General features: G+C 50.8%; 26 protein-coding genes and 1 pseudogene. 23 read left to right on the top strand and 4 right to left on the bottom strand.

All coding sequences use genetic code 11. The features are described 5' to 3' along the window. Positions 1–343 precede the first annotated feature (343 nt). The 13 genes from BMW71_RS08225 (at position 344) to BMW71_RS08165 (ending at position 13,594) form a co-directional block, all read left to right on the top strand. On the top strand, positions 344–871 hold the full coding sequence (locus BMW71_RS08225; RefSeq protein WP_092171956.1) for a hypothetical protein: 528 nt from the start codon (positions 344–346) through the stop codon (positions 869–871). A 109-nt stretch (positions 872–980) separates the two neighbouring features. Beyond that, positions 981–1,361, top strand: a complete 381-nt coding sequence (locus BMW71_RS08220) for a hypothetical protein (protein ID WP_143057585.1) — start codon at positions 981–983, stop codon at positions 1,359–1,361. A 2-nt stretch (positions 1,362–1,363) separates the two neighbouring features. After that, on the top strand, positions 1,364–2,950 hold the full coding sequence (locus BMW71_RS24000; RefSeq protein ID WP_092171950.1) for a WD40/YVTN/BNR-like repeat-containing protein: 1,587 nt from the start codon (positions 1,364–1,366) through the stop codon (positions 2,948–2,950). Positions 2,951–2,952: 2 nt separating this feature from the next. Beyond that, the gene (locus BMW71_RS08210) at positions 2,953–4,914 is read left to right on the top strand and encodes a right-handed parallel beta-helix repeat-containing protein (RefSeq protein WP_092171948.1); all 1,962 of its coding nucleotides are present in this window, start codon (positions 2,953–2,955) and stop codon (positions 4,912–4,914) included. Between the two features lie 139 nt (positions 4,915–5,053). Then, positions 5,054–5,989, top strand: a complete 936-nt coding sequence (locus BMW71_RS08205; RefSeq protein ID WP_092171945.1) for a S49 family peptidase — start codon at positions 5,054–5,056, stop codon at positions 5,987–5,989. Between the two features lie 359 nt (positions 5,990–6,348). After that, positions 6,349–7,572: a hypothetical protein gene (locus BMW71_RS08200; protein WP_143057584.1), complete on the top strand. Its 1,224-nt coding sequence runs from the start codon at positions 6,349–6,351 to the stop codon at positions 7,570–7,572. A gap of 16 nt (positions 7,573–7,588) precedes the next feature. Beyond that, the gene (locus tag BMW71_RS08195; protein WP_092171940.1) at positions 7,589–8,152 is read left to right on the top strand and encodes a hypothetical protein; all 564 of its coding nucleotides are present in this window, start codon (positions 7,589–7,591) and stop codon (positions 8,150–8,152) included. Positions 8,153–8,221: 69 nt separating this feature from the next. Next, complete coding sequence (locus BMW71_RS08190) at positions 8,222–9,133, top strand: hypothetical protein (protein WP_143057583.1); 912 nt, start codon at positions 8,222–8,224, stop codon at positions 9,131–9,133. 5 nt (positions 9,134–9,138) lie between these two features. Next, positions 9,139–9,822 (top strand): hypothetical protein, encoded by a 684-nt coding sequence (locus BMW71_RS08185; protein WP_092171935.1) that lies wholly within the window; start codon positions 9,139–9,141, stop codon positions 9,820–9,822. Then, positions 9,819–10,406, top strand: a complete 588-nt coding sequence (locus BMW71_RS08180; RefSeq protein WP_092171933.1) for a phospholipase D-like domain-containing protein — start codon at positions 9,819–9,821, stop codon at positions 10,404–10,406. The genes BMW71_RS08185 and BMW71_RS08180 overlap by 4 nt, the downstream gene beginning before the upstream one ends. A gap of 257 nt (positions 10,407–10,663) precedes the next feature. Beyond that, positions 10,664–10,900 carry a hypothetical protein gene (locus BMW71_RS23525; protein ID WP_143057582.1) on the top strand — a complete coding sequence of 79 codons (237 nt, stop codon included), beginning with the start codon at positions 10,664–10,666 and terminating at the stop codon, positions 10,898–10,900. A gap of 44 nt (positions 10,901–10,944) precedes the next feature. Then, a complete protein-coding gene (locus BMW71_RS08170; protein WP_092171928.1) occupies positions 10,945–11,874 on the top strand; it encodes a hypothetical protein in 930 nt (309 codons plus the stop codon). After that, positions 11,843–13,594, top strand: coding sequence for a hypothetical protein (locus BMW71_RS08165; protein ID WP_092171925.1), 1,752 nt, complete (start codon positions 11,843–11,845; stop codon positions 13,592–13,594). Before BMW71_RS08170 ends, BMW71_RS08165 begins: the two co-directional genes overlap by 32 nt. 74 nt (positions 13,595–13,668) lie before the next feature. Here BMW71_RS08165 and BMW71_RS08160 read toward each other — a convergent pair whose 3' ends face one another. Then, a complete protein-coding gene (locus BMW71_RS08160) occupies positions 13,669–14,715 on the bottom strand; it encodes a hypothetical protein (RefSeq protein WP_092171922.1) in 1,047 nt (348 codons plus the stop codon). 656 nt (positions 14,716–15,371) lie between these two features. On the opposite strand from BMW71_RS08160, the pseudogene BMW71_RS08155 reads away from it, so the two are divergent. The 9 genes and pseudogenes from BMW71_RS08155 to BMW71_RS08115 form a co-directional block, all read left to right on the top strand. Next, positions 15,372–16,307 (top strand): annotated as a pseudogene (locus tag BMW71_RS08155) (transposase); the annotation flags it as partial. 783 nt (positions 16,308–17,090) lie between these two features. Continuing rightward, positions 17,091–17,372 (top strand): hypothetical protein, encoded by a 282-nt coding sequence (locus BMW71_RS08150; RefSeq protein ID WP_092171917.1) that lies wholly within the window; start codon positions 17,091–17,093, stop codon positions 17,370–17,372. Next, on the top strand, positions 17,369–18,748 hold the full coding sequence (locus BMW71_RS08145; protein WP_092171914.1) for a hypothetical protein: 1,380 nt from the start codon (positions 17,369–17,371) through the stop codon (positions 18,746–18,748). Before BMW71_RS08150 ends, BMW71_RS08145 begins: the two co-directional genes overlap by 4 nt. Before the next feature lie 2 nt (positions 18,749–18,750). Further along, positions 18,751–19,770 carry a DUF6712 family protein gene (locus BMW71_RS08140; RefSeq protein ID WP_092171912.1) on the top strand — a complete coding sequence of 340 codons (1,020 nt, stop codon included), beginning with the start codon at positions 18,751–18,753 and terminating at the stop codon, positions 19,768–19,770. A 120-nt stretch (positions 19,771–19,890) separates the two neighbouring features. Next, positions 19,891–20,808 (top strand): hypothetical protein, encoded by a 918-nt coding sequence (locus BMW71_RS08135; RefSeq protein WP_092171909.1) that lies wholly within the window; start codon positions 19,891–19,893, stop codon positions 20,806–20,808. Beyond that, the gene (locus BMW71_RS08130; RefSeq protein WP_092171907.1) at positions 20,805–21,236 is read left to right on the top strand and encodes a hypothetical protein; all 432 of its coding nucleotides are present in this window, start codon (positions 20,805–20,807) and stop codon (positions 21,234–21,236) included. The genes BMW71_RS08135 and BMW71_RS08130 overlap by 4 nt, the downstream gene beginning before the upstream one ends. Before the next feature lie 196 nt (positions 21,237–21,432). Beyond that, the gene (locus tag BMW71_RS08125; RefSeq protein ID WP_092171905.1) at positions 21,433–21,972 is read left to right on the top strand and encodes a hypothetical protein; all 540 of its coding nucleotides are present in this window, start codon (positions 21,433–21,435) and stop codon (positions 21,970–21,972) included. 60 nt (positions 21,973–22,032) lie between these two features. Next, a complete protein-coding gene (locus tag BMW71_RS08120) occupies positions 22,033–22,215 on the top strand; it encodes a ParD-like family protein (RefSeq protein ID WP_092171902.1) in 183 nt (60 codons plus the stop codon). 22 nt (positions 22,216–22,237) lie between these two features. Continuing rightward, positions 22,238–23,014: a hypothetical protein gene (locus tag BMW71_RS08115; protein ID WP_092171900.1), complete on the top strand. Its 777-nt coding sequence runs from the start codon at positions 22,238–22,240 to the stop codon at positions 23,012–23,014. 229 nt (positions 23,015–23,243) lie between these two features. Here the strand turns inward: BMW71_RS08115 and BMW71_RS08110 are convergent, their stop codons facing one another. Genes BMW71_RS08110 through BMW71_RS08100 form a run of 3 tightly spaced genes read right to left on the bottom strand, consistent with a single transcriptional unit; the run spans position 23,244 to position 24,773 of the window. After that, the gene (locus tag BMW71_RS08110) at positions 23,244–23,885 is read right to left on the bottom strand and encodes a JAB domain-containing protein (RefSeq protein WP_092171897.1); all 642 of its coding nucleotides are present in this window, start codon (positions 23,883–23,885) and stop codon (positions 23,244–23,246) included. A 2-nt stretch (positions 23,886–23,887) separates the two neighbouring features. Further along, a complete protein-coding gene (locus tag BMW71_RS08105) occupies positions 23,888–24,358 on the bottom strand; it encodes an ArdC family protein (RefSeq protein ID WP_092171894.1) in 471 nt (156 codons plus the stop codon). A gap of 1 nt (position 24,359) precedes the next feature. Beyond that, positions 24,360–24,773, bottom strand: a complete 414-nt coding sequence (locus tag BMW71_RS08100) for a hypothetical protein (RefSeq protein ID WP_092171892.1) — start codon at positions 24,771–24,773, stop codon at positions 24,360–24,362. Positions 24,774–25,797: 1,024 nt separating this feature from the next. Between BMW71_RS08100 and BMW71_RS08095 the strand changes: the two genes are divergently transcribed. Next, positions 25,798–26,088, top strand: a complete 291-nt coding sequence (locus BMW71_RS08095; protein ID WP_143057580.1) for a hypothetical protein — start codon at positions 25,798–25,800, stop codon at positions 26,086–26,088. Position 26,089: the final 1 nt, after the last annotated feature.

Below are 26,089 nucleotides of genomic sequence, written 5' to 3'. Positions count from 1 at the left end.
AAATACCCCTCAAAATCAGCCGGTTCATTTGGTTACGAACACCTGTATTTTTTCGTAGCAAGCGCCGGCCGGTTACAAAAAATTTTGTAACCTGTCCCCTCCCCTTTTTGGGTTACAAATTTCTGTAACCCCGGACACAATCTTCCGATGCCAGCTGGTAACTTTTTAGAAAATTGATTTTCAGGTAATTACTGAACAAAAAACACAAAGTTACAGAGTTACACGATTCTTGGGAATGAATCGAATTAGGTTACAGAACGTTCAGCGGAAAAAGTAACTTCTCGCATTTAGCGATGATATTGCGATAGTTGTGCGAATTCATTAACTTGAAGAAAAAAACGACATGGATATTCAGCTTACCGTACACAAAGACCTGCTCCGGGAGTATTTCCGGCACCTCTTCCCCCTGGATCATCAAGGCCGCTACCGGATCGACCGCAGCTCCGATCTGGGCAAAGTTATCTGCAGCTTTGTGCGCTACACCGAAACCAAGCCCGCGCCGGATCCCCAGGCGCTGCGGCTGCTGCTGCCCAAAACCGACAGCCTGAAAAATGCGCCCAACTACCACCTGTACTTTTCCCGGGAAGACCTGCTCCGGATCAATGACCTGCTGGAGGTATTCTTTCATATCGACTTCGACCGGTTTTACCTGAAGGGCCGGAAACTGGGCATGATGCAGAAAGACATCATCGAGTCCTTCATTGTGAGCCGGAAGCTGACCAACTTACTGCAAGACAACGAGACCCTGAAGAAACGGGAATACCGGGAAGGGCTGCGCCTGCTACAGCTGCGCTGCAATAGCCTGACCAAAAAGGCCTATTACCGGCACGAGAAAATCGAATCGGGCATGCAAACAATTTTGGTGAATTGACCGAAAAACTTTTTCGTGAATTCAGGGAAATGAGGGAAAAAATTACGAACCGCGAATGATCCGCTCCATCAATCATATCTGCCGCGTACGTTATGCGTTCATCTCCGAGGTGACGCGCCTGGTGTACAGCCCATCCGGTGGGGTGGCGGTATCGGCGGCCTGGCAGGAGCTGCTTCTAAGCAAGCCGCCCAGCCTGACCATTGCCGAGGAGTACGGCAAAGCCGGGCGGAGCTTTACTTCCTCCTTTCGCGCCTGGCTCCGGGAGCGGCGCCTGGTGCAGGATCCGGTGATCGTGCGCCTGGATTTCAATGACGGGCAGCCGCCCATCCTGATCGGTTCGGTGGATCATCCCGTACGCTTCACCGAAGACCACAGCCTCATGCAAAAGAACCTGCAGTTTACCCACCGGTTCTGGGCCTATCCCTTCCGGATCGTGGATCTGGCAGGTACGGGCGTCTTTTCTCCACCCTTTACACCACAATTTACCTAGCCATGTCGGGATTCAGTGACAGCCAGCTATTAGCCAAATCGAATGCGATCCGGAACCAGGTCGATGAGGACAGCATCACGCCGGAGATGATCTCCCAGATGTTTAACGACATCATCCTATCGAAGTACAATACCGATACCCCGCTTCCCAAAGGGGATAAAGGCGATCAAGGTGATCCCGGCCCATCGGCCTACCAGGCATGGCTGGACCTGGGCAATAGCGGTACGGAAAAGGATTTTATCGATAGCCTCAAAGGCGATACCGGCGATCCCGGGCCACAAGGTATCCAGGGCGAAACGGGTCCGCAGGGCATTCAGGGAGAGACCGGGCCGGCTGGGCCGCAAGGCATCCAGGGCGAAACCGGGCCTGCCGGTCCGCAAGGGGAAACCGGACCGCAAGGCCCGGCCGGTGCGGATGGCTCGCCGGATACCCCGGCGGAGATCGTTACCAAGCTTAGCTCCATCACGGAAGAGGCGGAAAAGCTACCCAATACGGCCATTCAGGGGGCGGGTTTTAACAATAATCAGCTGGGGATTGATGCCCAGACCGGGGCCTTGTACGTCCGGACGGACCAGGAACCCACGGAGAACTCGGCTAAATTTATCAGCAGCGGGGATCTCTATGCCTACGAGCAGGCCAATCCCCGGGGCGGGGCATTGACCCCTGGCTTCCTTACCACGCTGGCCGTGACGGCGGATACCTTTAATGGCAGCATCCGCCGGATCGTTGGCCGAAACGGGGCTATCTATGCCTGCAATTCCAATGTGGGCAATAACCGCCTGCACGTCAGCCTGGACGGGCGGGTTTTTTTCCTGGGGGGCGATACCAGCTCTCTGAGCTACTATGCCATGGACGTGGCGCCTCATGGAACGATCATTCTGGGAGGCCGCGGCGGCGGTCCGGATAATGTCCGGCGCTCCACCAATGGGGGCGGCAGCTTCGATACGATTACGCTTCCGGCCACCATCGAGATCACCGGTATTGTCTACATCGGAGCGGGTCGCTGGGCCTTGTGCGCACGTACCGGCGACGGCTCGGGCAACGTCGCCGCCTGGTCGGAAAACGACGGGGTGACCTGGACCATGGCCACCACAGACGGGACCAACGCCATGGAGGACATTGCAGCGGGTGACGGGATGGTCTTTATGGTGTCAAACAACGGTACGAATCGGTGCCAGGTTAGTACGGACGGTGGGGAGACCTATACGGCGGTGGCCGTTTCTCCTCTCGGTTTTTTTACCCGCTGCTGTTTTTTCAATGGGCATATTGTCCTGATGCGGGCGGGTACCGGTGCCGTAGGCTACCTGGTGGTTTCCGAGGACGGGGGTACTACCTGGAGCGAACGACTAGTTCCGGACGACAGTGCAATCACTGTGTCCGGCATGGCGCCCATCGGCGAATGGTTGTACTTGTTTGGGGCCAATGGCTACCTAATCCGCACAAAAGACCTCACCACGAAAGAAATCCTTCCTGCACCTACGGCCAATACCATTGTGGCCATGGGCTGGACGCATATCGATGGCAAAGCCGTGATCATGGCCGCCTGCGAAAACGGCACCAACGACCGAATCCTGAGCAATAACGTGTAACCATGGACGAGTACTACGTCAATCCCTCATCCGGTAACGATACCTTTACAGGCTCGAAGGAGCAGCCCTTTGCTACCATAGCAAAGGCCATCCTGGAAGCCAGTCCGGGGGATACGATCTATTTGGCGCGGGGCTATACCTACAGTGCGCTGCACATCACGGGAAAAGACGGCACCGCCGGCAGCCCCTACACCTGGGCGGCCTACGGCATCGGTACGGATCCGATCATCTCGGCCTTTGCGGATCCGGCCGGCTCCTGGATAGACGAGGGAGGAAATATCTGGTCGTATCAAAACGGCTTGTTTGACCAGGTGAATGTACTGGCCGTAGCCCAGAGCAATCAACCGGTCGGCCGATGGCCCAAACCGCAGGTAGCGGAATATTATCCCATCGACGCCGTCTCAGGAAATGCCTCCATCACGGACAATACCCACCTGGCAGCCGCGCCGAACTTTGTGGGCGGCGAGCTGGTCAGCAAGAAACGCAAGTGGACGATAGACCGGGCCACCATCACCGGGCAGACCAGCTCCACGATCAGCGTGGCCGGATTTGATACGAACTACGTAGCCGGCAACGGCTATTTTGTGCAGAACCACATCAACTGCCTAACCGAACAAGGCGACTGGTGCTACGAAGCCGGTACCGATACGGTGTACTTCTACAGTACCACGGATCCAAATAGCCTGGACATCTCCATCAGCCTGGACGAGCATGCCCTGCACCTGGAAAATTCGGATTACCATGCCTTTCATAACCTGATCTTTGAGGGCGGATCGAGCCACAATATCTTCCTGGAGTTTTCGCACAATGTGAGCTTCACCGGTTGCGTTTCCCGCCTGGCGGGCATCGACGGCCTGAAGACCTTCGTCTCCGAAAATGCGACCTGGCTCGATGGCTACATGTACGATGTGAACAATCACGGGGTCAATAACCGGGATGCCAGCGAGGGCCTGACGGTGATCGGCAGCAGCTTTGTGCGGATAGCCAGCATTCCAGGTATGGGTCAGAGCGGATCCGGTCAGCAAAATGGCGTGCATATCAACAATACCGAACACAATGCGCTGATCGAGGGCAACTTCTTTTTCCAGATCGGAAATAACGGGGTATCGTACCGGGGCAACAACTGCTACGTAGCCCGCAACTATGCCGAGAAATGCGGCTGGACGGTCAGCGATGCGGCGGCTTTTTACTCCTTTGGTAACTTTGCCAATCCCGATACCAACGTGATCTGTGAGTACAACATCGCGTACGACTGCCGGGGCAATATCGATGGCATTGGCGGTACGCCCAAGTACGATACCTGTGGGTTTTATACGGACGATAACTGCAAGGATAACGTTACCCGGTACAACATCGCCCGGAAATGCGGGTATGGCTACTACATCCACAATAATGACGGCGTGGTGTACCGACACAACATTGCCGAGGACTGCGACGTGCTATTCCGCTTTGCGGACGATACCACCCAGGGCGTCAGCACCACCCGGCGGATTCGGAACGTAGACGTGCAGTTCAATACCCTGAAAGCACTGCCCGGGCAGAAAGTGTACGAGGCGCGGGTGCTCGGCGTATTTGCGGGAGACGGGCCCTTTGACTTTGGCACCATCGATAATAACCAAATCGACGCCGCCGATGGAAGCCCCATCCAGGTACACCTGACAAACAACTTTGACAACATGATCAACCTGGCCGCCTGGCGCACGGATTACGGCTTTGATCTGAACAGTATTACCGACCCCTACGATGCATCCGGGACGGTATTTTTTGTGAACGATACCGCCGTTCCCAAAGCTTTTTCCCTGGATGGCGTCTACGAAGACTGGGACCAGGTGGAGAACGCCACCGGTGAAGTCATCCTCGATCCCAACGAATCGGTGCTACTATTCCGGGTAGGCGACTTCCCGGGGCCCGGCTATCCGGTAGGCTACCTTCCCGGGGTGCGCTTTGTAGAATCGGCTTCCTAGCCCGTTTCGGGCTTTTTCTCTGATCCTCTTTCACCCTGAGCCCGTCGAAGGGTGTCGAAGCGTTCACGCTGAGCTTGTCGAAGCGTGTCCTTTTCCCCTTGCGGGGCTCCTGGTATACTTGTATCAAAGTAATTCCACTATGACACGTCTCGCAGGTAACTGGCAGTTTCTTCTGATTTCTGCGCTTTTGAAAGGTAAATTTTTTATCCGGCCTGACATTGCCATGGCGATGGGGCCGCAGGTGAATCGTTTGCTTTCCCGGGAGGGCATGGAAGCGGCGGAAGATCAGGAACGCTCCATTGAAATTATTTGCGTCAACGAGTCAGGTAAGGAGACAAAGTTTTTTGACGGAGAAGATCCAAACGACAACCTTTCCAGGCTCTACGATGAAGCTCCGGAGGGATCAATTGCCAAAATACCCGTAAAGGGATCGATGCTAAAATACGGGACGGCATGTGACTACGGAACCATGGAGCTGGCTTCCTTTATCCTGGAAGCGGGCGCCCACAAAAATATATCCGGCATTGTGCTGGACTTTGACAGTGGTGGCGGTGCGGTGGATGCGGTACCGCCGCTTTCCCAGGCGATCCGAATGGTGAAGCAGATAGGCAAGCCCATCGTTTCTTCGGTGGACCTTGCCTGTTCGGCTGCTTACTGGAATGCTTCAGAAACGGGGTACATCGTAGCCGACAATTCGGTGAGTGCGGAAGTAGGGTCCATCGGGGTGATGATGAGCTTTATGGATGTACGGGGATACTATGAGAAAGAAGGGGTGACCTTTCACTCCATCTACTCCAACGAGTCCGGGGATAAAAACCTGGCTTTCGAAAAGGCCCTGAATGGCGAATACGATCAAATCAAAGAGGAGCAACTGGATCCCCTGGCGCGTCAGTTTCAAAAAACGGTCCGGGAAAACCGCGGTAGCAGGCTAAATACTTCGGTAAATGGCATCCTTACCGGGAAAACCTTTTTTGCAGAGGAAGCCCTTTCGATCGGTCTTATAGACCGGATAGGCACCTCTACCACGGCGGTGGAAATCGCCCTAGCGAAGTCTCACGCAAATAAATTCATATAAACTTTTATCCGATGTTCAAAAAAATGCAAGCCATTGTACTCGGCCTTCTCGGACTCAAGGAGTTCTCCAAGGACGAGTCCGGCCAGCTCACGCTATCCGATGAGGAAAGCAGCAGGCTAGCCGATGTGCTCGGTCAACCGTTCGTTGACAAGTTCAAGGAGGCCATGAAGGAAGCCAGCACCGATCCGCAGCCGCTGATCGACGCGATCACTTCCCACAATGCCTCGCAGAACCAGGAGCAGCTAAGACAGCTGCAGGCCCAGCTGGACCAGGCTACCAGGGATAAGGAAACGCTGCAGGCGAGCATCGCCCAGCTGAGTTCCTCCCCCGAGCCTGAGCCCACCCCTGCAGTCGTAGGAATGCCCCGCAAAGAGGGCGTAAAATCGATTCTGAAAGTAGATGCCGCGAAACCGCACTACAAGGCGCTGACCGCATTCATGCAGCGAGGCTACATGGCGGCTGGGGCTACCATCGACGTAGCCGATCTGCTGCAGGAGTTTGGTACCTACCTGAGCCAGGGGGCGAATAACTTCGCCATGCTGGACACCATCTTTCAGGGATTCAGCTCTGCGAGCTACTTTACCGAAGCCCCGGCGGTGACGGAAAGAAGGGCTCTGCAGGCACTGATCACCTCCGTGTCACAGCAGTACGTGAATAAGTGGACGCCCAGCGGCAAGAGCCAGTTCCGGCCCCTGAAGATTCAGAACAGGCGGCACAAGATCAACTTTCCTATCATCCCATCGGAGGTGCTTACCTCTTACATCTTTGATATGTACCGGGAGAACCTGGCCATCGATCAGATGCCGATCTTCTTCTATATCTGGCAGCGACTCATGTATCCCCAGCTGATGCAGGACATCGAGCTGCGCATGATCTGGAAAGGGAAGTATGAGGAACTCGACTGGTCTGCAGTGAACGCTGGGGATGCCGGTCAGGCTCCGGAGAAGTCCATGGACGGCCTGGAGACCATCATCGCCACCAACCGCACCGGAGGCAATCCGGCCAATATCCGGTTCTTTGACGGAGAGGGCTTTGACTACAAGACCGCCACGGACCAGGAGGTATTGGACTTTTTTGCCAATTTCTTCAAGTGGATGGCACCCGTATTCCGCACCATGCCGATGAATGTGGGCTGCTCTTACGAGCTACGCATGCGCTACCGGGAGGCCTACAAAAACAAGTGGGGCACCGGCTCCGGTACCGAAAACCACGAGTTTGGCAGCAACCGGATCGACTACAGTCGGCACGTGCTGACCGAGATGGACGGTATGTACGGATCCCCGATTCTGTTCGCCACGCCTAAGTCCAATATGGTGAAGCTGCGTCACATCAATGCTGCGCCTAACGTGATCAACGATGTGCAGAAGCAGGACTACGAAGCCCGGATCTTCGGGGAGTACTGGCTGGGCGCCGGCTTTGACTACGGAGAGGCCGTGTTTGCCTTCTGTCCGGCGAACTACGATCCGCACGCGCTCATCACCAGCGTCTACGGTGCGCATGACACGTACCAGCAGTTTAAGGGCACAGACCTCACCAAGTCCGTGACCGATTTTGGAAGCGGTAGCGCCGGTGGCGGTATCTAAAAAAAGGAGGTAAATCATGACGTACGTAAAAGTATCCGTTCCAAAAATCAGGGTAGGGGCCGGAGCGCCCAAGCCCAAAGAGCCCAATGTCTTGATCATGCTGGCCGAAGACGTGCAGACCATGCCGACCAGAGACGGCGTGGTGTCCACCTCGGCCATCGTCCTGAAGGAAGGAAAGAAAGCCATGGCGGTGTATTTCAATCCCAAATCCATCAATCGCTTTGACGCCTCCGAAGGAGAGACCAGTGAGGAGATGGGCGGCTGGCTGAGTAATTTCGAAGCGCTGCGGCCTGGGGATGACGAGCACTTTGCCGCCTGGCTGCAGGAGCACCTGAACGAGGGCGTGATCATCCTCAGTAAGGAATGCGGGGATGCCAAAGGCACCCGCCTGCAGGGAACCCCTTGTAACCCGCTCTTCATGAGCGTGGAAGCACAGGACAACCAGGAAGGGATCAGCAGCACCCTGACCTTTGTCAGCGGGCAGCGGTCCTTCAATAAGATGACCCACTACAGGCACGACGATCCGCCTGTATACGATCCGCCAGTCGAAGGCAGCGGATCTGCCGGATCAGGTATCTAACACGAATCCATGTTCAACCCGCCCTCCGGCCCGGATTTCCGGACGGAGGGCTTTTCATTTAACCTTCTTATGAAAAAAGAAACCAAAACCCAGGAATCCGGGACAGCGCTCCCGAAAGACGAAACTTCCACGAAAAAAAAATCCAGCAAGGCGGCAGCTGCAGAAAGTGCCGAAACTGCCGATGCGGCCGCCAAACCGAAAGAACCGGAACCGGATGAATCGGACGAAGCGCAGGACAAGGCCGATCCCATCTGCATCGTGATCCCCTACCTGGCGGCCAAAGCCAAGGGGGACGAACTGCGGTATGCCCTGCGGGCCTGGGAAAAGGGCATGCGTTCGGTCCGCATTGTCATCGTGGGCGACAAGCCCGCCTGGGCAGGCAAAGCTCTGGAGCACATCCCCCACAAGCCGGTGAGCACCAATCCCCAGGTGGACGTGGCGCACAAGATGATGGCCGCCATCGCTTCGGATCGGGTGCCGGATGTATTTGTCTGGACCAATGACGATATCTACACCCTTTGCCCGGTGGAGCTGGCCGATATCATCACGCTAAAGAGTCACGGCCGGCTGGCCAATCGCGGCAAAGCAAACGGCGTCTACCAGGAGAACGCGAAGCGCACACTGGAAGCCCTACGAAAGAACGGGGTAAGGGATCCCTACGACTATGCGACCCACACGCCCGTATTTGTAGAAAAGGAAGGCCTGGCGGAGATCATCAAGGCCTATGGCTGCGACAAAGAAGGGCACCTGGTATACACGCTCTATGCCAACAGCTACTTCCCCGATCACCGGCCCACCATCACGCAAAACGACGGCCGGGGCTCCATCATCGCTTCCGTCTACCGGCCCAATCCGGATACCCGTATCCTGGACAAGGTGCTGGCCACGCGCAAGTGGATCAATAATAACGATGCCGGATGGAAAGCCCTGGAGCCAAAGCTGCAGGCACTCTTTCCGGACAAGTGTAGCTTTGAGAAGTAAGCGGAATGGATAAAGTCACGGTATACACCTGGCTAAAGGCCGGGGCTACTCTGGATGAGGGGCTCCGGCTTTTTGCACAGGAGAGCGGAGAGGATCATCCCTTTGTCGGCCTGGCGCACTATAATCACCAGGTAGCCTATCCCATCCTGATCCGGGAGCTGGCCGCCAGGGCAGGGATCAGCCTGGGGGAAGTGCATCGGATCCGGGCCGGCCAAAAGACCGGAAGCTTTCGGGAAAACTGGCCCTTTCTCACCGATCCTGCCTGCCCTCCCGAACTGAAAGTACTGGCTGCCGACAAGATCACCGCCTACTGGAGCTACGTGCGGGCGCACGAGCAGCTCTTTGACTGCACCAGCCGGGAGGAGCAGTGGGCCACGGTCAAGATGCTGATGGAAAACTATAAAGAAAACCGGGCCATCATCGCCGAATTTGTCCACTACCGGGAGCACGGGCACGTGCTGGGAAAGCATCCCATCTTTGCCGAAATGAAGGAACTGGCCAAGCTCCGTAAGCTCAGTCCCATCGACCTGGTCAAAATGGAGGGACGCCTGGAGCACACCATCTGGCGCATCGAGCACGAGCTGCGCAAAAACAAGAAGCCCCACCTGCAGGCCGACCGGGAGCGGCGGCTGCGTATCAAAAGGCGGCAGCTGAAGGAAGTGCAGCGGCTAATCGGGGAGATGCAATGAAGCTCTTTGACCTGAAGGAAATCGCCCCCCGGCAGGAGTCGGTCGGAAAGGAAGACAAAGCCGAAATCCACCGGGCCAGATTCGAAAACAAGCACCTGGCCAAAATCGCCTCTTTGAAAAACCTGATGGGAAAGCTTCCCGAACCAGGCGAAGCGTTCTTTCTCTACACCCTAAAGAGTTTTAATGCCTTTACCTTTATCACCTATATCATCAAGCACTGCGGCGAAATCGAGGAGCTGACCTTCAGTACCTACTCCATCAACGAGCGGATCCTGTCCAGTTTGCTCCGCTGGTACGACAAGGGAAGCATTCGAAAGATCCGCATGTCCATCTCCGAATCCGTCAGGCACCGCATGCCAAAGGTCTACGACCTGATCGAGCTGCAGCGCAGGGATCGGGCCTTCGAGGTCTTCTACTGCTGGAATCACAGCAAGGTAACCCTGATCCGCAGCCAGGGCAATTACTTCGTGATCGAGGGCAGCGGTAACTTTTCGGAAAATGCCCTGCACGAACAGTACCTGTTTCTCAACGACCGGGAGGTGTACGCCTTCCGGGAAAACTGCCTGATGGGTCTGGAAATCTAACTAGCAGACCGGGCAATAACGCAGAAAAACGAAAAAGCTATTTTTTTTATTTATGGGAATCTAAAAATATTTTTATACATAAAAAAGTGTTAAATAAATACTAAAAAATGTTGTTTACAACTAAAATAATGCTGAATTTTGGAAAAACCAAAACACACAGCCTGCGGCTGAAAACTAGGCTTAACCAGAGGTTTCCGAGTACCTACACCACTGCTGCAGGCTGGGGTATCGGAGCCTTGCATTGTACTATTTTTGCCATGACAAAAAAAAGTCGAAAAAAGAAGCTCCTGGAATTGGGCCGGGAGCTGGAATTATTTTACCACTTTGAGCGGAGCTTTGTTCCGTATTTGCTGATTCTTGGGAAGCTATGCGCCCTCCGGAATCTATTGCCACTCTTGCAGGATCACGTCAGTGAAAAAGAAATCGAGCAGGTATTGCTGCTGATGGAGGTACTCCGGAAATGTTCGGAGTTGATGGAAAACAGAACCAATTAATCCGATGTCCTTCCCCAGCCAGGGAAGGACATTTATTTTTGGGTATGAACCTGATATTTCCACTGGACGAAGAGCGCATTTCGGAGCTGGAAAGCCTGGCGGCGCTGGGCTACAGCCCGGAGGAGATGGCCGTCTATTTTGACGTGGACAAGTTCTTTTTTGTCCAGGCTGCGCTGGATGTAGAAAGTAAGGTCCACTACCACATCAAGCGGGGCCAGCTCATGTCGGTGGCCAAAGAACAAATGGCCCTGCTGGGAGATGCGGAAAAGGGGAATGTCACCGCCTCCCAGCAACTGGGAAAAATCCGGCGCTCCCGGGGCTGGGAACTCTCCCGCCTGGATATCTTTGGCGGAGCCATCGACAAAAAGCTGCTGCGCAAGCTGGAAGATTACATACAGGGCGGCAGCATCAACGAGCTAAGCACCGAAGAAGCCATCTACCTGGATGCCCTCAGCCTATTTAACTCCATGAGCCGGAAGTACGGCCGGCGGAATACTATCAAATTTTTTACACGCGAACCCTGGAACCTGACCTACCGCCGGGCATCAGAAATGTACGACGAGGCCGTGACGCTGTTCTATACCGATCGGAATATCGAAAAGAAAGCCCTGCGCAACCTGTACGCCGACCAGCTGGACGAAGCGGCGCTTATCGTCCGGGACAATGCGGAGTCATCCAAGGATTGGGAAGTGTACGGCAACCTGATCGATAAAGCCGCACGCATGCGGGAGCTGGACAAGGCCGATCCGGAAAAGCTGGACAAGGAAATCTACCTCAAGCCCCTGCGCTACTACTCTTTGGATCCTGCCAGCGTAGGACTGCCCACTATCAACCGGCAGGAGCTGGCCAATCAGATTGAAGCATTGGAGATCCCCGAGCGGGAAAAGGCCAGGCTGAAGCAGGAAGCCAGCCTGGAAAACATCAAACTGGAAGATCGATTCAATGAGCTGGAGAAAGAAGCCAAAGGAGAATAGCCCGGGCCTGGATCGGGTCTTTGCCAACTGGCTCTCCCAGGTCTGCATGATGATCCTGCCCAAGTCGCTGTACATGGTGGCCGGCCGGGGATCGGCCAAGACTACCGACATCCAGGTGGAACGCCTGCTCGAAATGGTCTATGACCTGCCCGGGGCACCGGTGGCCTGGGTGGCCGATACGTATAGCAACCTGCAGAAGAACGTGCTTCGGACGGTCAAAGAAGGCCTGACGGCGAAAGGCATGGTCGAGGGCGTGCATTACGTTATCGGCAAGCGGCCGCCGGAGATCCCGCAGAAGGAACGGCCCGACCTGCCGCCGGAGCTAAAGGAACACTTCTGGATGCCCTACAATGAGATCGGTTCCTACCGCCATACCATCGTATTCTTCACCGGCTTCAACATCACGTTTGGCAGCCTGGACCGGCCCGCCTCCCTGGCAGGCGGTAACTACGTGCACGTATTCGGGGATGAGGTCAAGTACTTCCGCAAAGAACGGATCCTGAACCTGCAGAAAGCCGTCCGGGGCATGCGCGTGAAGTACGGGCATTCGGTCTTTTACCGGGGCCATACCTTCACCACCGATATGCCCAACGTGGACCAGGTGGGGGAATACGATTGGGTGCTCGAGCGCGGAAACCGGATGAACACCCCCGCGCTGCTGCGGGTGCTGCGGACAGCCTTTGTGGTAAACGAAGCCCTGGGCGAATACTACGCCGCCTGTGAGGAAGGTACTACCGAGGAGATCATCGCAAAGAAGCGCACCTGGCAGCGCTGGGTGGAACGCTGGACCGCTACCCGCCTGGCGAAGGAAGCACACAGTATGTTTTACATCGCCAGTTCCTACGTGAACGTGGATATCCTGACCCCCGACTGGTTTGAGGATGCCTTCAACGATGACTTTATCGATGCCAAGACGACCGTACTTTCATTAAAGCCTTCCCCGGAGACGGGGGAGCTCTTCTATGCCAACCTGGGCGAGCGGCACTTTTACCAGGACGGCACCAGTCCCGATTGGGAAATGCGCTTTGGCCTGCAGGACGAGGAAGACTGCCGGATCCTGAAATACCATGACCGCAGCAAAGCCATCGATATGGGCCTGGACTTTGGCAACATGCACTCCATGACCCTGGCGCAGGAGATCGGCAAGCACTACCGGGTAAGCAAATTTATTTACACACTGTCTCCGGAATGGATCCGGGAGCTGGCCGATAAGTTTCTGGCCTTCTACAAGCCCCACAGGGAAAAAGTCGTGCACCTGTATTACGACCGGGCGGCCAACAATTACAAAAAAGCCGGTCAGGACCTGGCCACCCAACTAAAGAAAGCCCTGGAAGTGGATGGGGATGGTAACCGTACCGGCTGGAAAGTAATTCTGATGAGCGAAGGCCAGGGAAATATCGGGCAAAATGAGGAGTACAACTTTATGCAGGAACTCTTCCAGGAGCACAACCGCAAGCTGCCGCGGGTGCTGATCGATTACTTCCACTGCAAGCCCCTGCGCTGCTCCCTGCAGCTGGCCAAAACCAAAAAGCGTACGGATAGAGGCCGAAACATCGTCTCCAAAGACAAATCCGGCGAAAAGCTGCCCATCCACCGGCTGCCCCTGGAAAGCACCAATCCCTCCGACAGCTTCAAATACCTGATGATGCGCAAGACCTGGCGGCGGCATGTTCGGGGTGCCCGGAAGCCGGAAGTGGGGGATGCGAGTGTGCGGGGGTGAGACACTATTGTATATTGCAACCAAAGATTTTTGGTTATGTAAATTGGGATGAAATTGATTTTGTTTTAATTTTATTAGAAATTTTCTGCGGATGCGGATATTTTGAATTTATGAATACTCGAATAGTTTTCGTTTTTACCAAATTTTAATTCTACAGTTCCGCTGAATCTGCAAGCATGACCATTAGCAAAATCCAAATAGGGAATAGCGCCGACTGTTCGGTAATCAGGTAGAAATACAGCTTTTCCAACTTCAACTCCATTATTCATTATTTTACCTTCCCATTTATAAGTCTCTTGTATAAAAAAACCACCAGTGTCAGTGTATTTATACCTATGTAGTCCTCCAGTAGATTTTATACCAGCTATATCTATTTGATCATCTCCAACAAAGAATGATAATCCTTTAACATAAAATTTTAATGCAAAAGAATTAGCTTGTGATTTATTAAATTTTGTTTCATTTTCCCAAATGCCTAAATTTACATTGTATTTGGTTGAGCTCACGGAATAGGCTCTATATGTGTTAGTTCCACATTTTGAGAATATTTCCTTTTTTAAACTATTTTCAGTTGGAAAAATATTAATAGTTCCATTGGTATGGTATCCAAGATCGATGGGAGCAGAAGAAATGCTGGATTTTTTACTTGAAATATACTTTGTCATCAAAGAATTAGAATTGATATTCGAATTTTCTAAATCTTCGTAATCTACTGGATAAAATGAAAGTACTCTATTGTTGGTGTTGTTTCGTTTAATTATTCCTGTTTGGTATTTTCCATTATTTGAAAATGTACCAACACTGTAATGAATTGATGCGTCAAAAGAAATTACATCTACAATTTCCCCGTCATGGTTTATTTTTTTATGATATAAAGGAGTTTCGCGAAAAGAATTACCCTCGTACCAGCCAACAAAGCTTTTACCATTTTTTCTATAGATTTTAGCATCAATCGCTCCAAACCACATTCCTTCATATTTTTCTGGCAAAGTTCCTAAATCTCCATCAACCCTATATTGACTAGAGCAAGTATTTGAAAGTAAGAATGGAGATAGTAAACATAAGATTACTAAAACGCCTAAGTTTGATATCAAATCTTTTTCTTTTCTTTTATTTATCATAAATAATTTTTTATTAAAATTTTGTAATATTCAAAACGGATACCTTTTTCAAGGTATTTAATTTTAATCTAGTATCCAAGGAAAAAGCGGTATTAAATTGGTTTATACCTAGTTATACCCTAGCTACCTAATAATCAAATCGTTAAATCTGAAGCGGATAAATGTTACAACTGAAGTGGTGACCCAATGCTATTAAGTTAAGAAAAAATGGCCTCAGGAGACAAAATAAGCCGATTTTCCTTGTGAAAACCGGCCTACTTTAGGTAAATTATGTTGTCCTAAACATATAGCTATGAAGGTACAAAATACCAACCAAAACACGAAGTATATATCTTGGGATTGTCCGAAAAAAAATATTTAAAAAAATACAATCATTTGAAAATCAGGACATTTACTGTTCTGACCCTGCACATTTTTCCAGGTCTTCCCCGCTCGACTTTCAAACCGTAGTACTTTCGGTGCTCCAACTTTTCAAAGAATCCGCCGATTCTGATACTGAAGATGTCCTTTCCAAGCTGGGGAAACGAGAAGTCACCGGAAGTGCTTTCTCACAGGCGCGCTATAAAATTGAATGGCAATTTTTCTCTGATCTCTGTGCTATCAGCTCGGAAGATTATGACAGGTTCACTACTGCCAGATGAAAGGGGTACAGGGTTTTTGGTGGTGATGGAAGTACCCTAAATCTACCAGCATCCAAACAGATAAGGGGATATTTTGGAGTTCAATCCAGTAGTTCAAAGACTTCACTAGCCAGGATACTTCTTGTCTATGACGTACTTACCGGCCTTACGCTACAGGCAAGACTCGGAAGAATGAGTACCGGCGAATCCGGCTTACTCGGTGACTGCCTGTTTGAAATTCCACCCAGGCCGGATGACCTTCTGGTGCTGGACAGGAATTTTGGAAACTTCCACATGGCACACAGAATGACCTGTGAAGGAAGACCCTTCTGCATCCGGATGTCTACCGGAATATCCAACTTTGCAAAAGCCGTAATGGCCGATAGCAGGATGGATTTTATCACCGAATGGGTCCCTAGCAGATCGGAGAGGGAAACAGCCAAAACATCGGAAACGATACGGGTAAGGGTAACCAAAGCCGTTCTTGACTCAGGTGAAACCGAACTGCTGGTAAGCAGTCTACAGGATATGGAATCATTTAAAACTGAAGATCTTGTAGAACTTTATGGCATGAGATGGGGAGTTGAGGAAGGGATAAAAAATTTGAAGCCTAAGATTAAAGTTGAGCAGTTCGGACGTAGAAAGCCGCAGAGAATCTATCAGGAATTTTATGCCCATATCTTAGCCATGAACATGGTAGCACTTGCCGGCATAGCTGCTACTGAGCAGATTGAAAAGAAAAGTAGGTCCAGGAAAAAGAAACGGAAATTGACGTACAAATACAACTGGAAAAATGCTTTTCTACAACTCAGAAAAAGGATTGTGGAGTTGTTCAGCCGGGAAAGTGTGGAAAAAATACTGGAAACCCTGGTCAACAAGATAGCCCAAAAGCTGGTAGCGGTAAAGAAGGGAAGGAAATTTTCTAGAAAGGGTCTGGGAAAATCGGCAAGGACTAACCAATACTATAAATAGCAAAAAGCGGAAGGAAAGAGAAGAAAATACAACATATCGCACTAAAAATTGACACCTGCTTCAGGAGTAAGTAAGTCTATGCCCTAAACCTGATAAAAAGCCCGAAACCGGCAGGGAAAAATCAAAATTATTCCATTTTGAAACCAAAATAACAAACCAAAAAGCTTAACTTAATAGCATTGAGTGGTGACCGTAGGTAATGAAGACCAATTTCCCATGTTTGATCGTTGAAAATTCAAGAAAGAAGGCAAAGCATTTCTTGCATATGCGTGAAATGATTGTTTTGAATATAGCCTAGTAGATAGGAACTTTCAATTTAATTTCAACGGGTATTCGTACTGGTACGTTGGACATAGTAAAAGAAAGGATTTTTGAAAATCAAATGCTGATGAGGTTGGCAAAGCCATTTCTTCCGTACAATACATTTATTTGTTTTCAACCTTATTCAATCTCCTAAAATGAGAAGAAAGTTTTTCAATTTTCTCTGTCTTTTTTCCCCTCCCCATCCCATGCGAAATTAGTCGCATGGGTCAATTAACCGATCCGGTACTAAAGGTAAATTTTCTTTGAAAATTCAAACCCCTCCGACAGCTTCAAATACCTGATGATGCGCAAGACCTGGCGGCGCCATGTTCGGGGTGCGAGGAAGCCGGAAGTGGGTGATGCGAGTGTAAGGGGGTGACCCTTCGGCAGGCTCAGGGACCTTTGGATTGATCTTTTCGCACCCTGAGCTTGTCGAAGGGTGTCCTTTTCCCCCTCCCCATCTCGTGCGAAATTAGTCGCATGGGTCAATTAACCGTTTACGAAGCCATTTCAGCCATGCGGAAGCTGTCTGCCCAGGGGCAGGAGGTTTCCTTTTCCTTTATGTCGTATTCCGAGTCCAGGCAGGAAACCGAGGGCATCGTGGAAGTGCGCCGGGCCAGGCTACGCCCCAGAAGCAAGGATAGCGCTATCGAAAATGGGGACCTCCTGGAACCCTATACCGACCTGGATACCCTGGAGCAGCGTCGCTTTAACATCCCCACGCTGATGACCTTTAACGGCCAAAAAACCACCTTGCTATGAGCGAAACCCAATCCATTCGGAAAGTAGGCAAATCCCGCGTGGCGACGACCGATGCCGGGGCCTTTGTGATGGGGAACAATCCCTTTGCGTATTTTGACGAGTATGCCGGACTCTCCCGGACGGTAGACTGGGAAGCGGATCCCGCCCTGATCGGTGGGGTGAAGCTGGTGCCGCACGGGCTGAACAATGACTTGCCGGTGATCATCCGGGACATCATGGACAAAAACAACCTGGCACCTGGTATCCTCGAGAGGGAAATGGGCCTGCTCTATGGAGACGGCCCGCAGCTCTACCAGGTCAAGTACGAAGGCGGTAAGGTAAGCCGGGAATACGTGGAAGATGGGCCGGTGCAGGCCTGGCTGGATAGCTGGGATTACAAGCGGTACATTGATATGGCCATGGTGGAATACAAGTACATGAAGGGGGTCTACGTGAAGCGGGTCCGGAACCGGGCGCCGCGGATCGGCGGCCCCGGCATGATCAAGTATCTGGAAGTGGTACCCGGCACGGATGCCCGCCTGGAATGGCCGGAACAGGGACCGAAGCGGCTGGAATCCGTCAAGCGAATCTGGGTGGGAGACTTCCAAAACCACTGCCTGCATACCGGCATGATCGGTTACCCGGTCCACGATCCCTGGAATCCCTTTAAGCATGGGATTTCCATCGCCTATCACAACAAGTACAGCTTTGGCCGGAACTTCTACAGCGTGCCTAGCTACTACGGTTCGCTAAACTGGATCATGCGCAGCTCCGATATCCCGGAGGTGCTGAAGTACCTGAGCGAAAACGGGATCACCTCGGCCTATCACATCCATAGCCCGGCCGGCTACTGGGAAGCCAAGGAAGAGAAGATCGAAAAGATGCATCCCGGAGAGACCGAAGCCCAGCGCGACAAGCGGCTGGAAGAGCTGAAGGACAAAACCTTCCAGAAAATGGCGCAGGTACTGACCGGCAAGCGGAATGCCGGGAAGTTCATCGAGACCGTGGACTTCTACGACGAAGACGGCAACAAAAACGAATGGAAGGTGGAAGCCATCGACCAAAAGATCAAAGATTTTGTCGAAAGCCAGGTAAAGATCGGCGAAAAGGCCGATTCGGCCACCACCTCCGGCATGGGCCTGCATCCGTCCCTTTCCAATATCATCGTAAACGGGCAGCTGTCCAGCGGTTCACAAATGCTGTACGCGCTGAAGCTGTATATGGCATCCGATACCACGCTGCCCGAGGAAGTGATATTTGAGCCAATCAATCAGGCCATAGCGGCCAATTTTCCGGGCAGAAAGCTGCGCATGGGCTTCTACCATCATTCGGTGATGAAAGAAGAGGACGTGGTCCCGAATGAGCGATTAGTAAACAATGCCGAAAACCCCGCCTAATCATGCTATTTAACAAAGACAATACCGGAGCGGTGGAACTCCGGGAACGGACCGGATCCTACTACGCCAATAATAAATTTGAGCGGGTGGCCACCGACGTGCTACTGGCCGAATCGGAGCTTACCAAGCTGGTAGGCCAGGCCGTGTACGACCGGGCGCATGCCCATTACCAAAGCCAAGACTACCAGGCGGCCAATCCGGACGAAACCCAGGCGCTGAATGATCAGCTCGTCCTGCTGCTGCAGCTACCCATTGCCTACCGGGCGACCTTCAACTATTACCAATCCAATCTGGTGTCGCATGAGGATGCCGGCCGGAAAGTAAAGCTGGATCCGGAAAATGAAAAGATGCCCTGGGAATGGATGCTCGACCGGGACGATGAAGCGCAGCTTCGCAAAGCCCATCAGACCACGGATCTGCTACTCGCCTGGCTGGAAGAAAAGCAACTTCCGGAATGGATGGACAGTCGGAACCGTAAAACTGCCCGGCGGCTTTTTGTGCACAACGAGGCCATCTTTCAGGATGCCTATCCCATTGATGCCAGTCCGCGGTTTTACTACACCGTACTTCCCTGGATCCGGGAAGTGCAGGAGCGGGCGATTAAAAAGGCACTTGGGGCGAAGTACGCGGATCTGCTGGCCTATCACCTGGAGGGAACCGTTGGCAGCGGCTCCGGCAGCGCCGGGATCCCATCTGCAGATGGGGATCCAGAGCTGTCCGAATTGCTGGACCTGGTACAAAAAGCCATCCCCCTCCTGGTGATGGTGATGGCCGTGAAGCGGCTCAGCCTGCAGGTGCTTCCGGAAGGCGTGGTGCAGCAGTTTAAAAGCAACATGCAAAGCCGGGCAGCCAGTGCGGCGGCTTTGCCCGAAGTGATCAGCTGGCACGCGAAGCGATTGCAAGAGGATGCCGGGGAGGTACTGGATGATGTGCGAAGCTGGCTGCAGCGGGCCGATCCGGAATCCGGTACCTATCCGCTATTGCCGGAGAATGACGAAAGCAATAAGTTCTTCCGGACTTAATCCCTCGGGTATCGTTTTACAAAGTTTCTCAGCTTGAAGCTAATCCAGAAAACGAAAATAATCCCTGCTACGAGTTTAAGGACTTCAAAAACCTCATTCATAACACAATATACCAATTTTATGAATACCCTGGAGCTACCCGAAAAATCCATTCACATCGAAATCCCCTCCCACTGGGACGAGATGGATCAGGCGCAGCGCCTGTACTGCCTGAAGCAGGCCGTTCTGGCCAGTGCTGGGGTGATCCGTCCGGAAGAGGCCCTGGTCCGCTGCTTTTATCGTCTGGCCGATATCCAGCGGGATTACCAAAGCATCGCCATGGAGCGGGTCATGAGCGAGGAGCAGCGCATGGAAAAGCAAAGCCGGACCTGGCTGCTGGCCGAAACGCTGTGCGGCTTTATCTTCCGGAAAAACGAGACAAGCGAGCTCGAGATCTGCTACGAGACGGTGTACAATCACTTCCCCATAATCCGGGCAGGAAAGGTCAAGCTGTACGGCCCGGACCATTTGCTGGCCGACCTGACCTTTGGGGAGTTTCGCGCTGCCCTGGAAGAAATGAACGAATACTTCGATACCCGTGAATCGGAATGCATGTCCCGGTTTCTGGCCTGCCTGTACCGCCCCGAGCGCATCAACTTTGCCCAGCTCTCCCAGCGGGAAGACTTTGACGGGTTTCGCCGGGAACCCTTTAACCGCTCCCGGCTCCCCATCAACGCCCAACATACCGCCCAGGTGGGTCAGGTGGTACAAACGGCCGTGCTGCTGTGGTTTACCTACCTGGTCGGCTATATCCAGAAAGAAACGCTGCTCTTGGGCGGTGTGGAAGTAAATTTTTCGAGCCTGTTTGGCGGTGGATCCGGTGAGGGGCGCCGGAGCCGTGGCAATGGCTGGGTATCCGTCCTGCACAACGTGGCCAAAGAGGGGCCCTTTGGCGATGTGGAGAAAACCGACCGGATGGGGCTCTTTGATGTGCTGCTGTACATGAAAGACTGCGATGATCAGAACCGGGAAATGAAGCGAAAACTTAAAAAGAAATGATTGGAATCAAGGATTTTGACGCGCTTTGCGCCGACTGGGTGGCTGCCATTCCCGGGCTGGACGGCCATCACCTGGTGGCCCAGGATAACCATGCGATCCATTCGCTGAAAGACGAAAGGGGCATTCAGCTAGTTGCTGTGATCCCCTCGGCGAACGCCTCCGGCCGGGATCCTTCCAGCCTGGTGGATGATCACAGCACCTACCTATTTGTGATCGACAAGGGCTGGACCGATCAGCAGAAAGGCGAACAACTGGACCAATATGAAAAGACGCAGGAAATTATTCTGGCCATCCGGGACGAGATTTTGGGAAGCTTTGAAGAGGGCTGCGGCCCCTTCTGGCGGCTGCAGGCCGACAGCATCAGCATCGACCCGGAATTCAACATCTTCGGCGGCTGGAACGGCTGGTCCATGTTGCTCAGTTTCTAGCGTCCGGGAACGAAGCGCCTTCGATGGCCGGGTGGTACTCGAGCGCTGCGCGAAATGTGATAGGGTGCTATTTTTTCATATAGACTGATCCGGGGTTTTGAATGGGTTTTGTCCGGATGGTACGCATGGCGGGAGCTGTGCGTATTTTTTTTGTATATTTCGCTTTTCGTTTTGACAACCTGCAACTGACATCTACATGAGAAATTTCCGATTGATCATCCTTATTGGGGCAATTGGCATGACTTGGTCTTGCGAGCAAAAAAGTACCGGTGACACTCGTTACGAGGAAGCGCATTCAGCTTTTGCAGCGGCGCTGGTAGCAGCTGACCTACACCATCAGATTGACGATAAACGTTTCTACGAAGAGGAGTTTGTCAGCGCCTGGGAGATCAGCGAAGACTCCCTAAGCCGGTACGCTGCTTTTTTTACGGAGCTGGTGGATGCCAATTTTTATTTTGATGGAAAAACTCCACTCGCCGATTTAAAAACCCTGAAGCAGGATTTTGACACCTACGAAGTGAAGTTTCGGGAAAAGGGTTTTAGTGATTTTTGCCAGGCCCTCGCCGAATGGAATGAGCTATATGGTAAGCCCGAAACGGAGTACACCAGCTGGCTACAGGAGCACGAATATACCCGTGAGGAGTTTGAGAAGGATATTCTGGACGTGAATATTCGATTTGGTCAATTGTGTAAGATCAAATCGGAAAAGGAAAAGCGAGATCGGGCACCGGAATAGAAAATCTTTCTGGTGGCTGCTCCGGTTTTGGAATGTATAAAAATATGAGTAAATTTATACATGGGTTCCTTTAGAAATATCATCGTCATCCGGAGAGAAGGGCAGGAGGAATTTTGGTCCAATTTGAAGCTATTGTGCAAACACCATCCGGAATTCTCCTACGAGTACATCAAGTCGTGGAAATTTCCATTTGAGTATAAGGGGTGGAGTTTTAGGAAGGTGGAAGTGAATAAGAAGGTATAATTTTGTTTTTTAAATTTAAAATATGGATTCAAATATATTTAAGTCAATAAAAGAAAATTTTGTTCAGCGAACCACTAATCCATTTCTGGGAACATTAATTTTTGTATGGATAATACGTAACTGGAAATTTGTTTATTCTTTTTTCTTTTTTGACTCAACTTATAGTTTAAATGATAAGTTGATTGTTATCTCATGCTATTTTGAAGGTTATTCGCCGAAAGAATTTGGAGTTACAATTGCAATATCGTTTGGAGTACTAATTACGACGTATATATTAACTAATCTTTCAAGACTAATTGTAACCTTTTTTGATAAGATTGTGACACCTAAAATTCTTAGCGTTACCCATAAGAGTAGTTTGGTCCTAAGGTCTGACTATTTGGAAGTTATAAAAACTAGTGATATTTGGGAAAAAAGATATTCTGAAGAAAGGGAAAAAAGAATTCGTGCCGAAAATGACTTAGAAAAACTTGAAAAACGGATATCTGAAGTATCTAATCCAAAGGAAAAACAAGGAGAAATTAGCAAGAGTGAGAGTAATTTTGATTCAGACGAGGACACCGTAATGAAGCTGTATTCAAAACTAAAATCTAATAATCAAATGTCCGTTTTTAAGGATGTCGTAAGAAGTATTACAGAGGGAAATAGTTTAGAAAGAAAAGACCCCGACGTTAAAAGGTTTGTTGACTATGATTTAATTGTTAAAAGCTCAGACGCAATGGATGAAAATCTCGCATATTATAGAGTAACCGATCTAGGTGGAAAATTGAGAAGAAAATTTATCGATCTAGATTTATAACAAGCCTTTTACCCTGCAACATTCGCAGAATGTGGTGGGAGGGCCTGTTGCAGGGTAAAAGCAGACAAACCACCTTATTTTCTCCCGGGTCCATCATACGATAGGATTGATTATTTTTAGCAGAAAAATACCGACGGAAGGAGGGGACCAGGGAGAAAATGCCGCTTCAAGCGCGGGAAACTACCCTAATAGTTAAGTAGTTTCCTGACATTAAAAAGTAACTGCCTGTTTAAATCATTCCTTCATCGGCGAATGAATGATAGGCGATATCAGTAATAATTAGGTGATCCAAAACAGGGATTTCCAGCGTTTTGCCAGCGTTAACCAGCTTTTTGGTTAGGGTAATATCCGCCTGTGACGGGCTTAAACTCCCGCTGGGGTGGTTGTGAATCAAAATAACAGCGTTTGCCAGGTGGTCCAATGCATGTTTAAAGATTAGTTTAGCGTCTGCAATGGTGGCGGATGTTCCGCCCTGGCTAATCAGTTTGTGACAAATAATTTTATTGCTGCGGTCTAAAAGCAGGATATAAAAATACTCTACCACTTCATCCAATAAAATGGGGCGAAAATAGCTATATACATCCGCTGAACTGGTTATTTTCACCTTTTTTTCGGGGTTGGCTATCCATCGCCTCCGGCCTATTTCAAAGGTGGAAACTATGGCCGCCGCTTTGCTGTGGCTAATATTCCTAATTTTCATCAGGTCGGCGGTGGAAAGTTTCGCAAGGGCTGCCAGATTATTATTTGCAAGGGTCAAAATTTCCCGGGCGGTGTCCTCTGGCAACTGAAATGCGGCACAAATTAACATGGCGTCGCTCATGCTTGCCTTTCCTTTGTCGTACAGTGTTTGGATTGGTTCTTTTAGTCTCATGATTAGATTACGGTGTCAAGGTTTACGGATTCGATAAATTTTACATTGGGTTCTTCGACTTTGGAAGGCTCGGCCCGCTCCCGGGTCATTTCCTCGGGCTTAATTACCTGCCGGTCCGAAAACAGGTAGCAAATAGGAAAAAATCTGTACTCGTCTTCCTCTGGGGCTTCCTGCCCTCTCTGCTGGGCTTCCTTTGCTCGTTGCTTGCCTACCGGCTGCCCCCAAACCAAAAAGGCCTTGGATCCTTTTTTTATGGTGGCTCCTTGCTCCTTCCATTGTTTGAAGGTGTTAAACTCTTCGGCGCCGTCGGTGTCGTACATGTGGTTTAAAAGCATGTAATTCACGGTACGGGACGCCCAAAAAAGGGCCTCGTCTGCGGTTTCCGCTGCTTCTGCCATGTCGTCCCGGAGTTCTTTGGCTTCGTTGCTTAGGGCTATGAGTTCCGCCCTTTTGGGGTTCATTTGCTTTTCCATGTTAAGCGTTAATTAAGGTTTGTAATTCGGTTCGTTTCTCGTTGATTTTGCCGATGGCGAAGCCCAGTACCTCGCCGATTAGCTTGGGATTTTGGATTCTTAGCGCCTCTTGTTCGCTTCCGTAGCTGGTGGATTTGTAAGAGATTCGCAAAAAATAACGGTCGGTTAAAAACTCGTCTTCTTCGTGGTCCTTCTGTAGTTCCTCGCCCACCTTTACAAGGCTATCGGCGTATTTATCCAAAAGGGAAAGGCGCTTTATCATTTCCTGCTTCTCCTGGAAAAATTTTATTTTTTCCTCTAGGCTTTGGGGCTGCTGGTTTAGCTGCGTTTCCAGCTTTTTAATTTGGGCTTTCAGCTGCTCCACTTCGCTTTTTTGGGTGGGCGGTGTTGTCGTTTTTTTGGTCTGTTCTTTCATGGTGTTTACAGGTTATGTTTGTTTGATTTGTTTATATAAATATAAGCATATATTTATACATTTCAAATGTATAAAGTACAGGTATAAAGGATGTTATACCATTTTTTATCTCTAGGCACGGGAAAGGAAAAGCAGGAAAGGCGGAAATTTTTTTTACCTCTTTTTTGAAGAAAAAAGGCTAAAAAAGGGCTTAAAACGGCTAAAAATGGCCTGTTTTCACGCCTAAAAAAAATATTTTGTATTGGTTTTCAGGGTGTTAAGGTTTTGATTACTTTTTTCAAAAGTCATTCTGTCAGAATGGACCCCGACTCCGCCCCGCCGGGCGTTTGCAATTGCAAACAGCCATTTTGAAATGGATATATGACAAGCCGCCCCCCGCCCGCCAAAAAAATCCCACCAATTAACCCGTGCTGCCCCAGCAGCACACCATAATTTTTTCTATTTTTGAAATGCTAAAACATCAAACATCATGAAAATAGATTTTAAGTACGGTCGGAGTCGGGTAGTCGTGAGGCCCCGGGGGTTTATTAGGCACATGTTTGATGTACCCAGCAGCTCCGGCCACCATATTCTCGTACCATGCCTAAAACATCAAACACCTACTACCTTGTCTATGAAATCAAAAGCATAGACAAAGACCAGCTGAAAAGGCTGGTAGCCGAATTAAGATCCACAACCGGAATGATTCCATGTAAGGTTATGGATTACCAGCAACATCCGATTAAGATCTAGTGTTTTCACCAACCCGGGCACCCTGTCCGGGTTTTTTTTGGCTTAGGGATGCGAAGGGGTAGTCTGACGAAAGGAAGACCGAAACGCCAGTGAAGCCCGAAGGCGAAGCGAACAGCCCGGCCCGAACGTAGGGAGGGAAAGCCCCACCCCTTGTCCTTTATTTAGCCCACACACCCACATAGCTTCGTAAGAAAATGCTACTGCTGTGAGTGATGCGATAATCAAAAAGGAATTCGTCCGTCGTATTTTAAAAGACGAAGCTTCTCGCCTGGAAAGAAACCAGGGCCTGCAAATGAGAAAGCTTCTTCATTTCCATACCGGTACCCTTGAAAGAGAGCGCGACTTTACCATAGACCAGGAAGGTGGCTTGGATGGGAAACTCACTTTTAAACACCGAGCCTACCAGCGATTTCTGGACCTTCGAAAGAAACCCAAACTGAAAGACGGAAGGCGGATTAGACGGAAAAACTACCCCATCCACAACAAGTTCGTATTCGGCCATTACTACGTGATTGCCAATAGGCTAATGGTAGACTTTACCAATGAGGTAGCAGCAGGGCTAAAACGTGAAATGGAAAGGTAGC

Source organism: Cyclobacterium xiamenense (assembly GCF_900109255.1).
GTDB classification, from domain to species: Bacteria; Bacteroidota; Bacteroidia; order Cytophagales; family Cyclobacteriaceae; genus Cyclobacterium; species Cyclobacterium xiamenense.
The sequence above is the reverse complement of the archived record's forward strand: the minus strand, read 5'-3'. Positions and strand labels throughout refer to the sequence as shown.

Excerpts from the sequence above, each read along its gene's own strand:
- BMW71_RS08200 (WP_143057584.1), top strand. The coding sequence starts at position 6,349 with ATGCCCCGCAAAGAGGGCGTAAAATCGATTCTGAAAGTAGATGCCGCG.
- BMW71_RS08190 (WP_143057583.1), top strand. The coding sequence starts at position 8,222 with ATGAAAAAAGAAACCAAAACCCAGGAATCCGGGACAGCGCTCCCGAAA.
- BMW71_RS08095 (WP_143057580.1), top strand. The coding sequence starts at position 25,798 with ATGAGAAAGCTTCTTCATTTCCATACCGGTACCCTTGAAAGAGAGCGC.
- BMW71_RS23525 (WP_143057582.1), top strand. The coding sequence starts at position 10,664 with ATGACAAAAAAAAGTCGAAAAAAGAAGCTCCTGGAATTGGGCCGGGAG.
- BMW71_RS08110 (WP_092171897.1), bottom strand. The coding sequence starts at position 23,885 with ATGAGACTAAAAGAACCAATCCAAACACTGTACGACAAAGGAAAGGCA.
- BMW71_RS24000 (WP_092171950.1), top strand. The coding sequence starts at position 1,364 with ATGTCGGGATTCAGTGACAGCCAGCTATTAGCCAAATCGAATGCGATC.
- BMW71_RS08195 (WP_092171940.1), top strand. The coding sequence starts at position 7,589 with ATGACGTACGTAAAAGTATCCGTTCCAAAAATCAGGGTAGGGGCCGGA.
- BMW71_RS08115 (WP_092171900.1), top strand. The coding sequence starts at position 22,238 with ATGGATTCAAATATATTTAAGTCAATAAAAGAAAATTTTGTTCAGCGA.
- BMW71_RS08135 (WP_092171909.1), top strand. The coding sequence starts at position 19,891 with ATGAATACCCTGGAGCTACCCGAAAAATCCATTCACATCGAAATCCCC.
- BMW71_RS08125 (WP_092171905.1), top strand. The coding sequence starts at position 21,433 with ATGAGAAATTTCCGATTGATCATCCTTATTGGGGCAATTGGCATGACT.
- BMW71_RS08180 (WP_092171933.1), top strand. The coding sequence starts at position 9,819 with ATGAAGCTCTTTGACCTGAAGGAAATCGCCCCCCGGCAGGAGTCGGTC.
- BMW71_RS08120 (WP_092171902.1), top strand. The coding sequence starts at position 22,033 with ATGGGTTCCTTTAGAAATATCATCGTCATCCGGAGAGAAGGGCAGGAG.
- BMW71_RS08160 (WP_092171922.1), bottom strand. The coding sequence starts at position 14,715 with ATGATAAATAAAAGAAAAGAAAAAGATTTGATATCAAACTTAGGCGTT.
- BMW71_RS08150 (WP_092171917.1), top strand. The coding sequence starts at position 17,091 with ATGGGTCAATTAACCGTTTACGAAGCCATTTCAGCCATGCGGAAGCTG.
- BMW71_RS08130 (WP_092171907.1), top strand. The coding sequence starts at position 20,805 with ATGATTGGAATCAAGGATTTTGACGCGCTTTGCGCCGACTGGGTGGCT.
- BMW71_RS08185 (WP_092171935.1), top strand. The coding sequence starts at position 9,139 with ATGGATAAAGTCACGGTATACACCTGGCTAAAGGCCGGGGCTACTCTG.
- BMW71_RS08205 (WP_092171945.1), top strand. The coding sequence starts at position 5,054 with ATGACACGTCTCGCAGGTAACTGGCAGTTTCTTCTGATTTCTGCGCTT.
- BMW71_RS08100 (WP_092171892.1), bottom strand. The coding sequence starts at position 24,773 with ATGAAAGAACAGACCAAAAAAACGACAACACCGCCCACCCAAAAAAGC.
- BMW71_RS08105 (WP_092171894.1), bottom strand. The coding sequence starts at position 24,358 with ATGGAAAAGCAAATGAACCCCAAAAGGGCGGAACTCATAGCCCTAAGC.
- BMW71_RS08225 (WP_092171956.1), top strand. The coding sequence starts at position 344 with ATGGATATTCAGCTTACCGTACACAAAGACCTGCTCCGGGAGTATTTC.
- BMW71_RS08210 (WP_092171948.1), top strand. The coding sequence starts at position 2,953 with ATGGACGAGTACTACGTCAATCCCTCATCCGGTAACGATACCTTTACA.
- BMW71_RS08165 (WP_092171925.1), top strand. The coding sequence starts at position 11,843 with ATGAGCTGGAGAAAGAAGCCAAAGGAGAATAGCCCGGGCCTGGATCGG.
- BMW71_RS08140 (WP_092171912.1), top strand. The coding sequence starts at position 18,751 with ATGCTATTTAACAAAGACAATACCGGAGCGGTGGAACTCCGGGAACGG.
- BMW71_RS08145 (WP_092171914.1), top strand. The coding sequence starts at position 17,369 with ATGAGCGAAACCCAATCCATTCGGAAAGTAGGCAAATCCCGCGTGGCG.
- BMW71_RS08170 (WP_092171928.1), top strand. The coding sequence starts at position 10,945 with ATGAACCTGATATTTCCACTGGACGAAGAGCGCATTTCGGAGCTGGAA.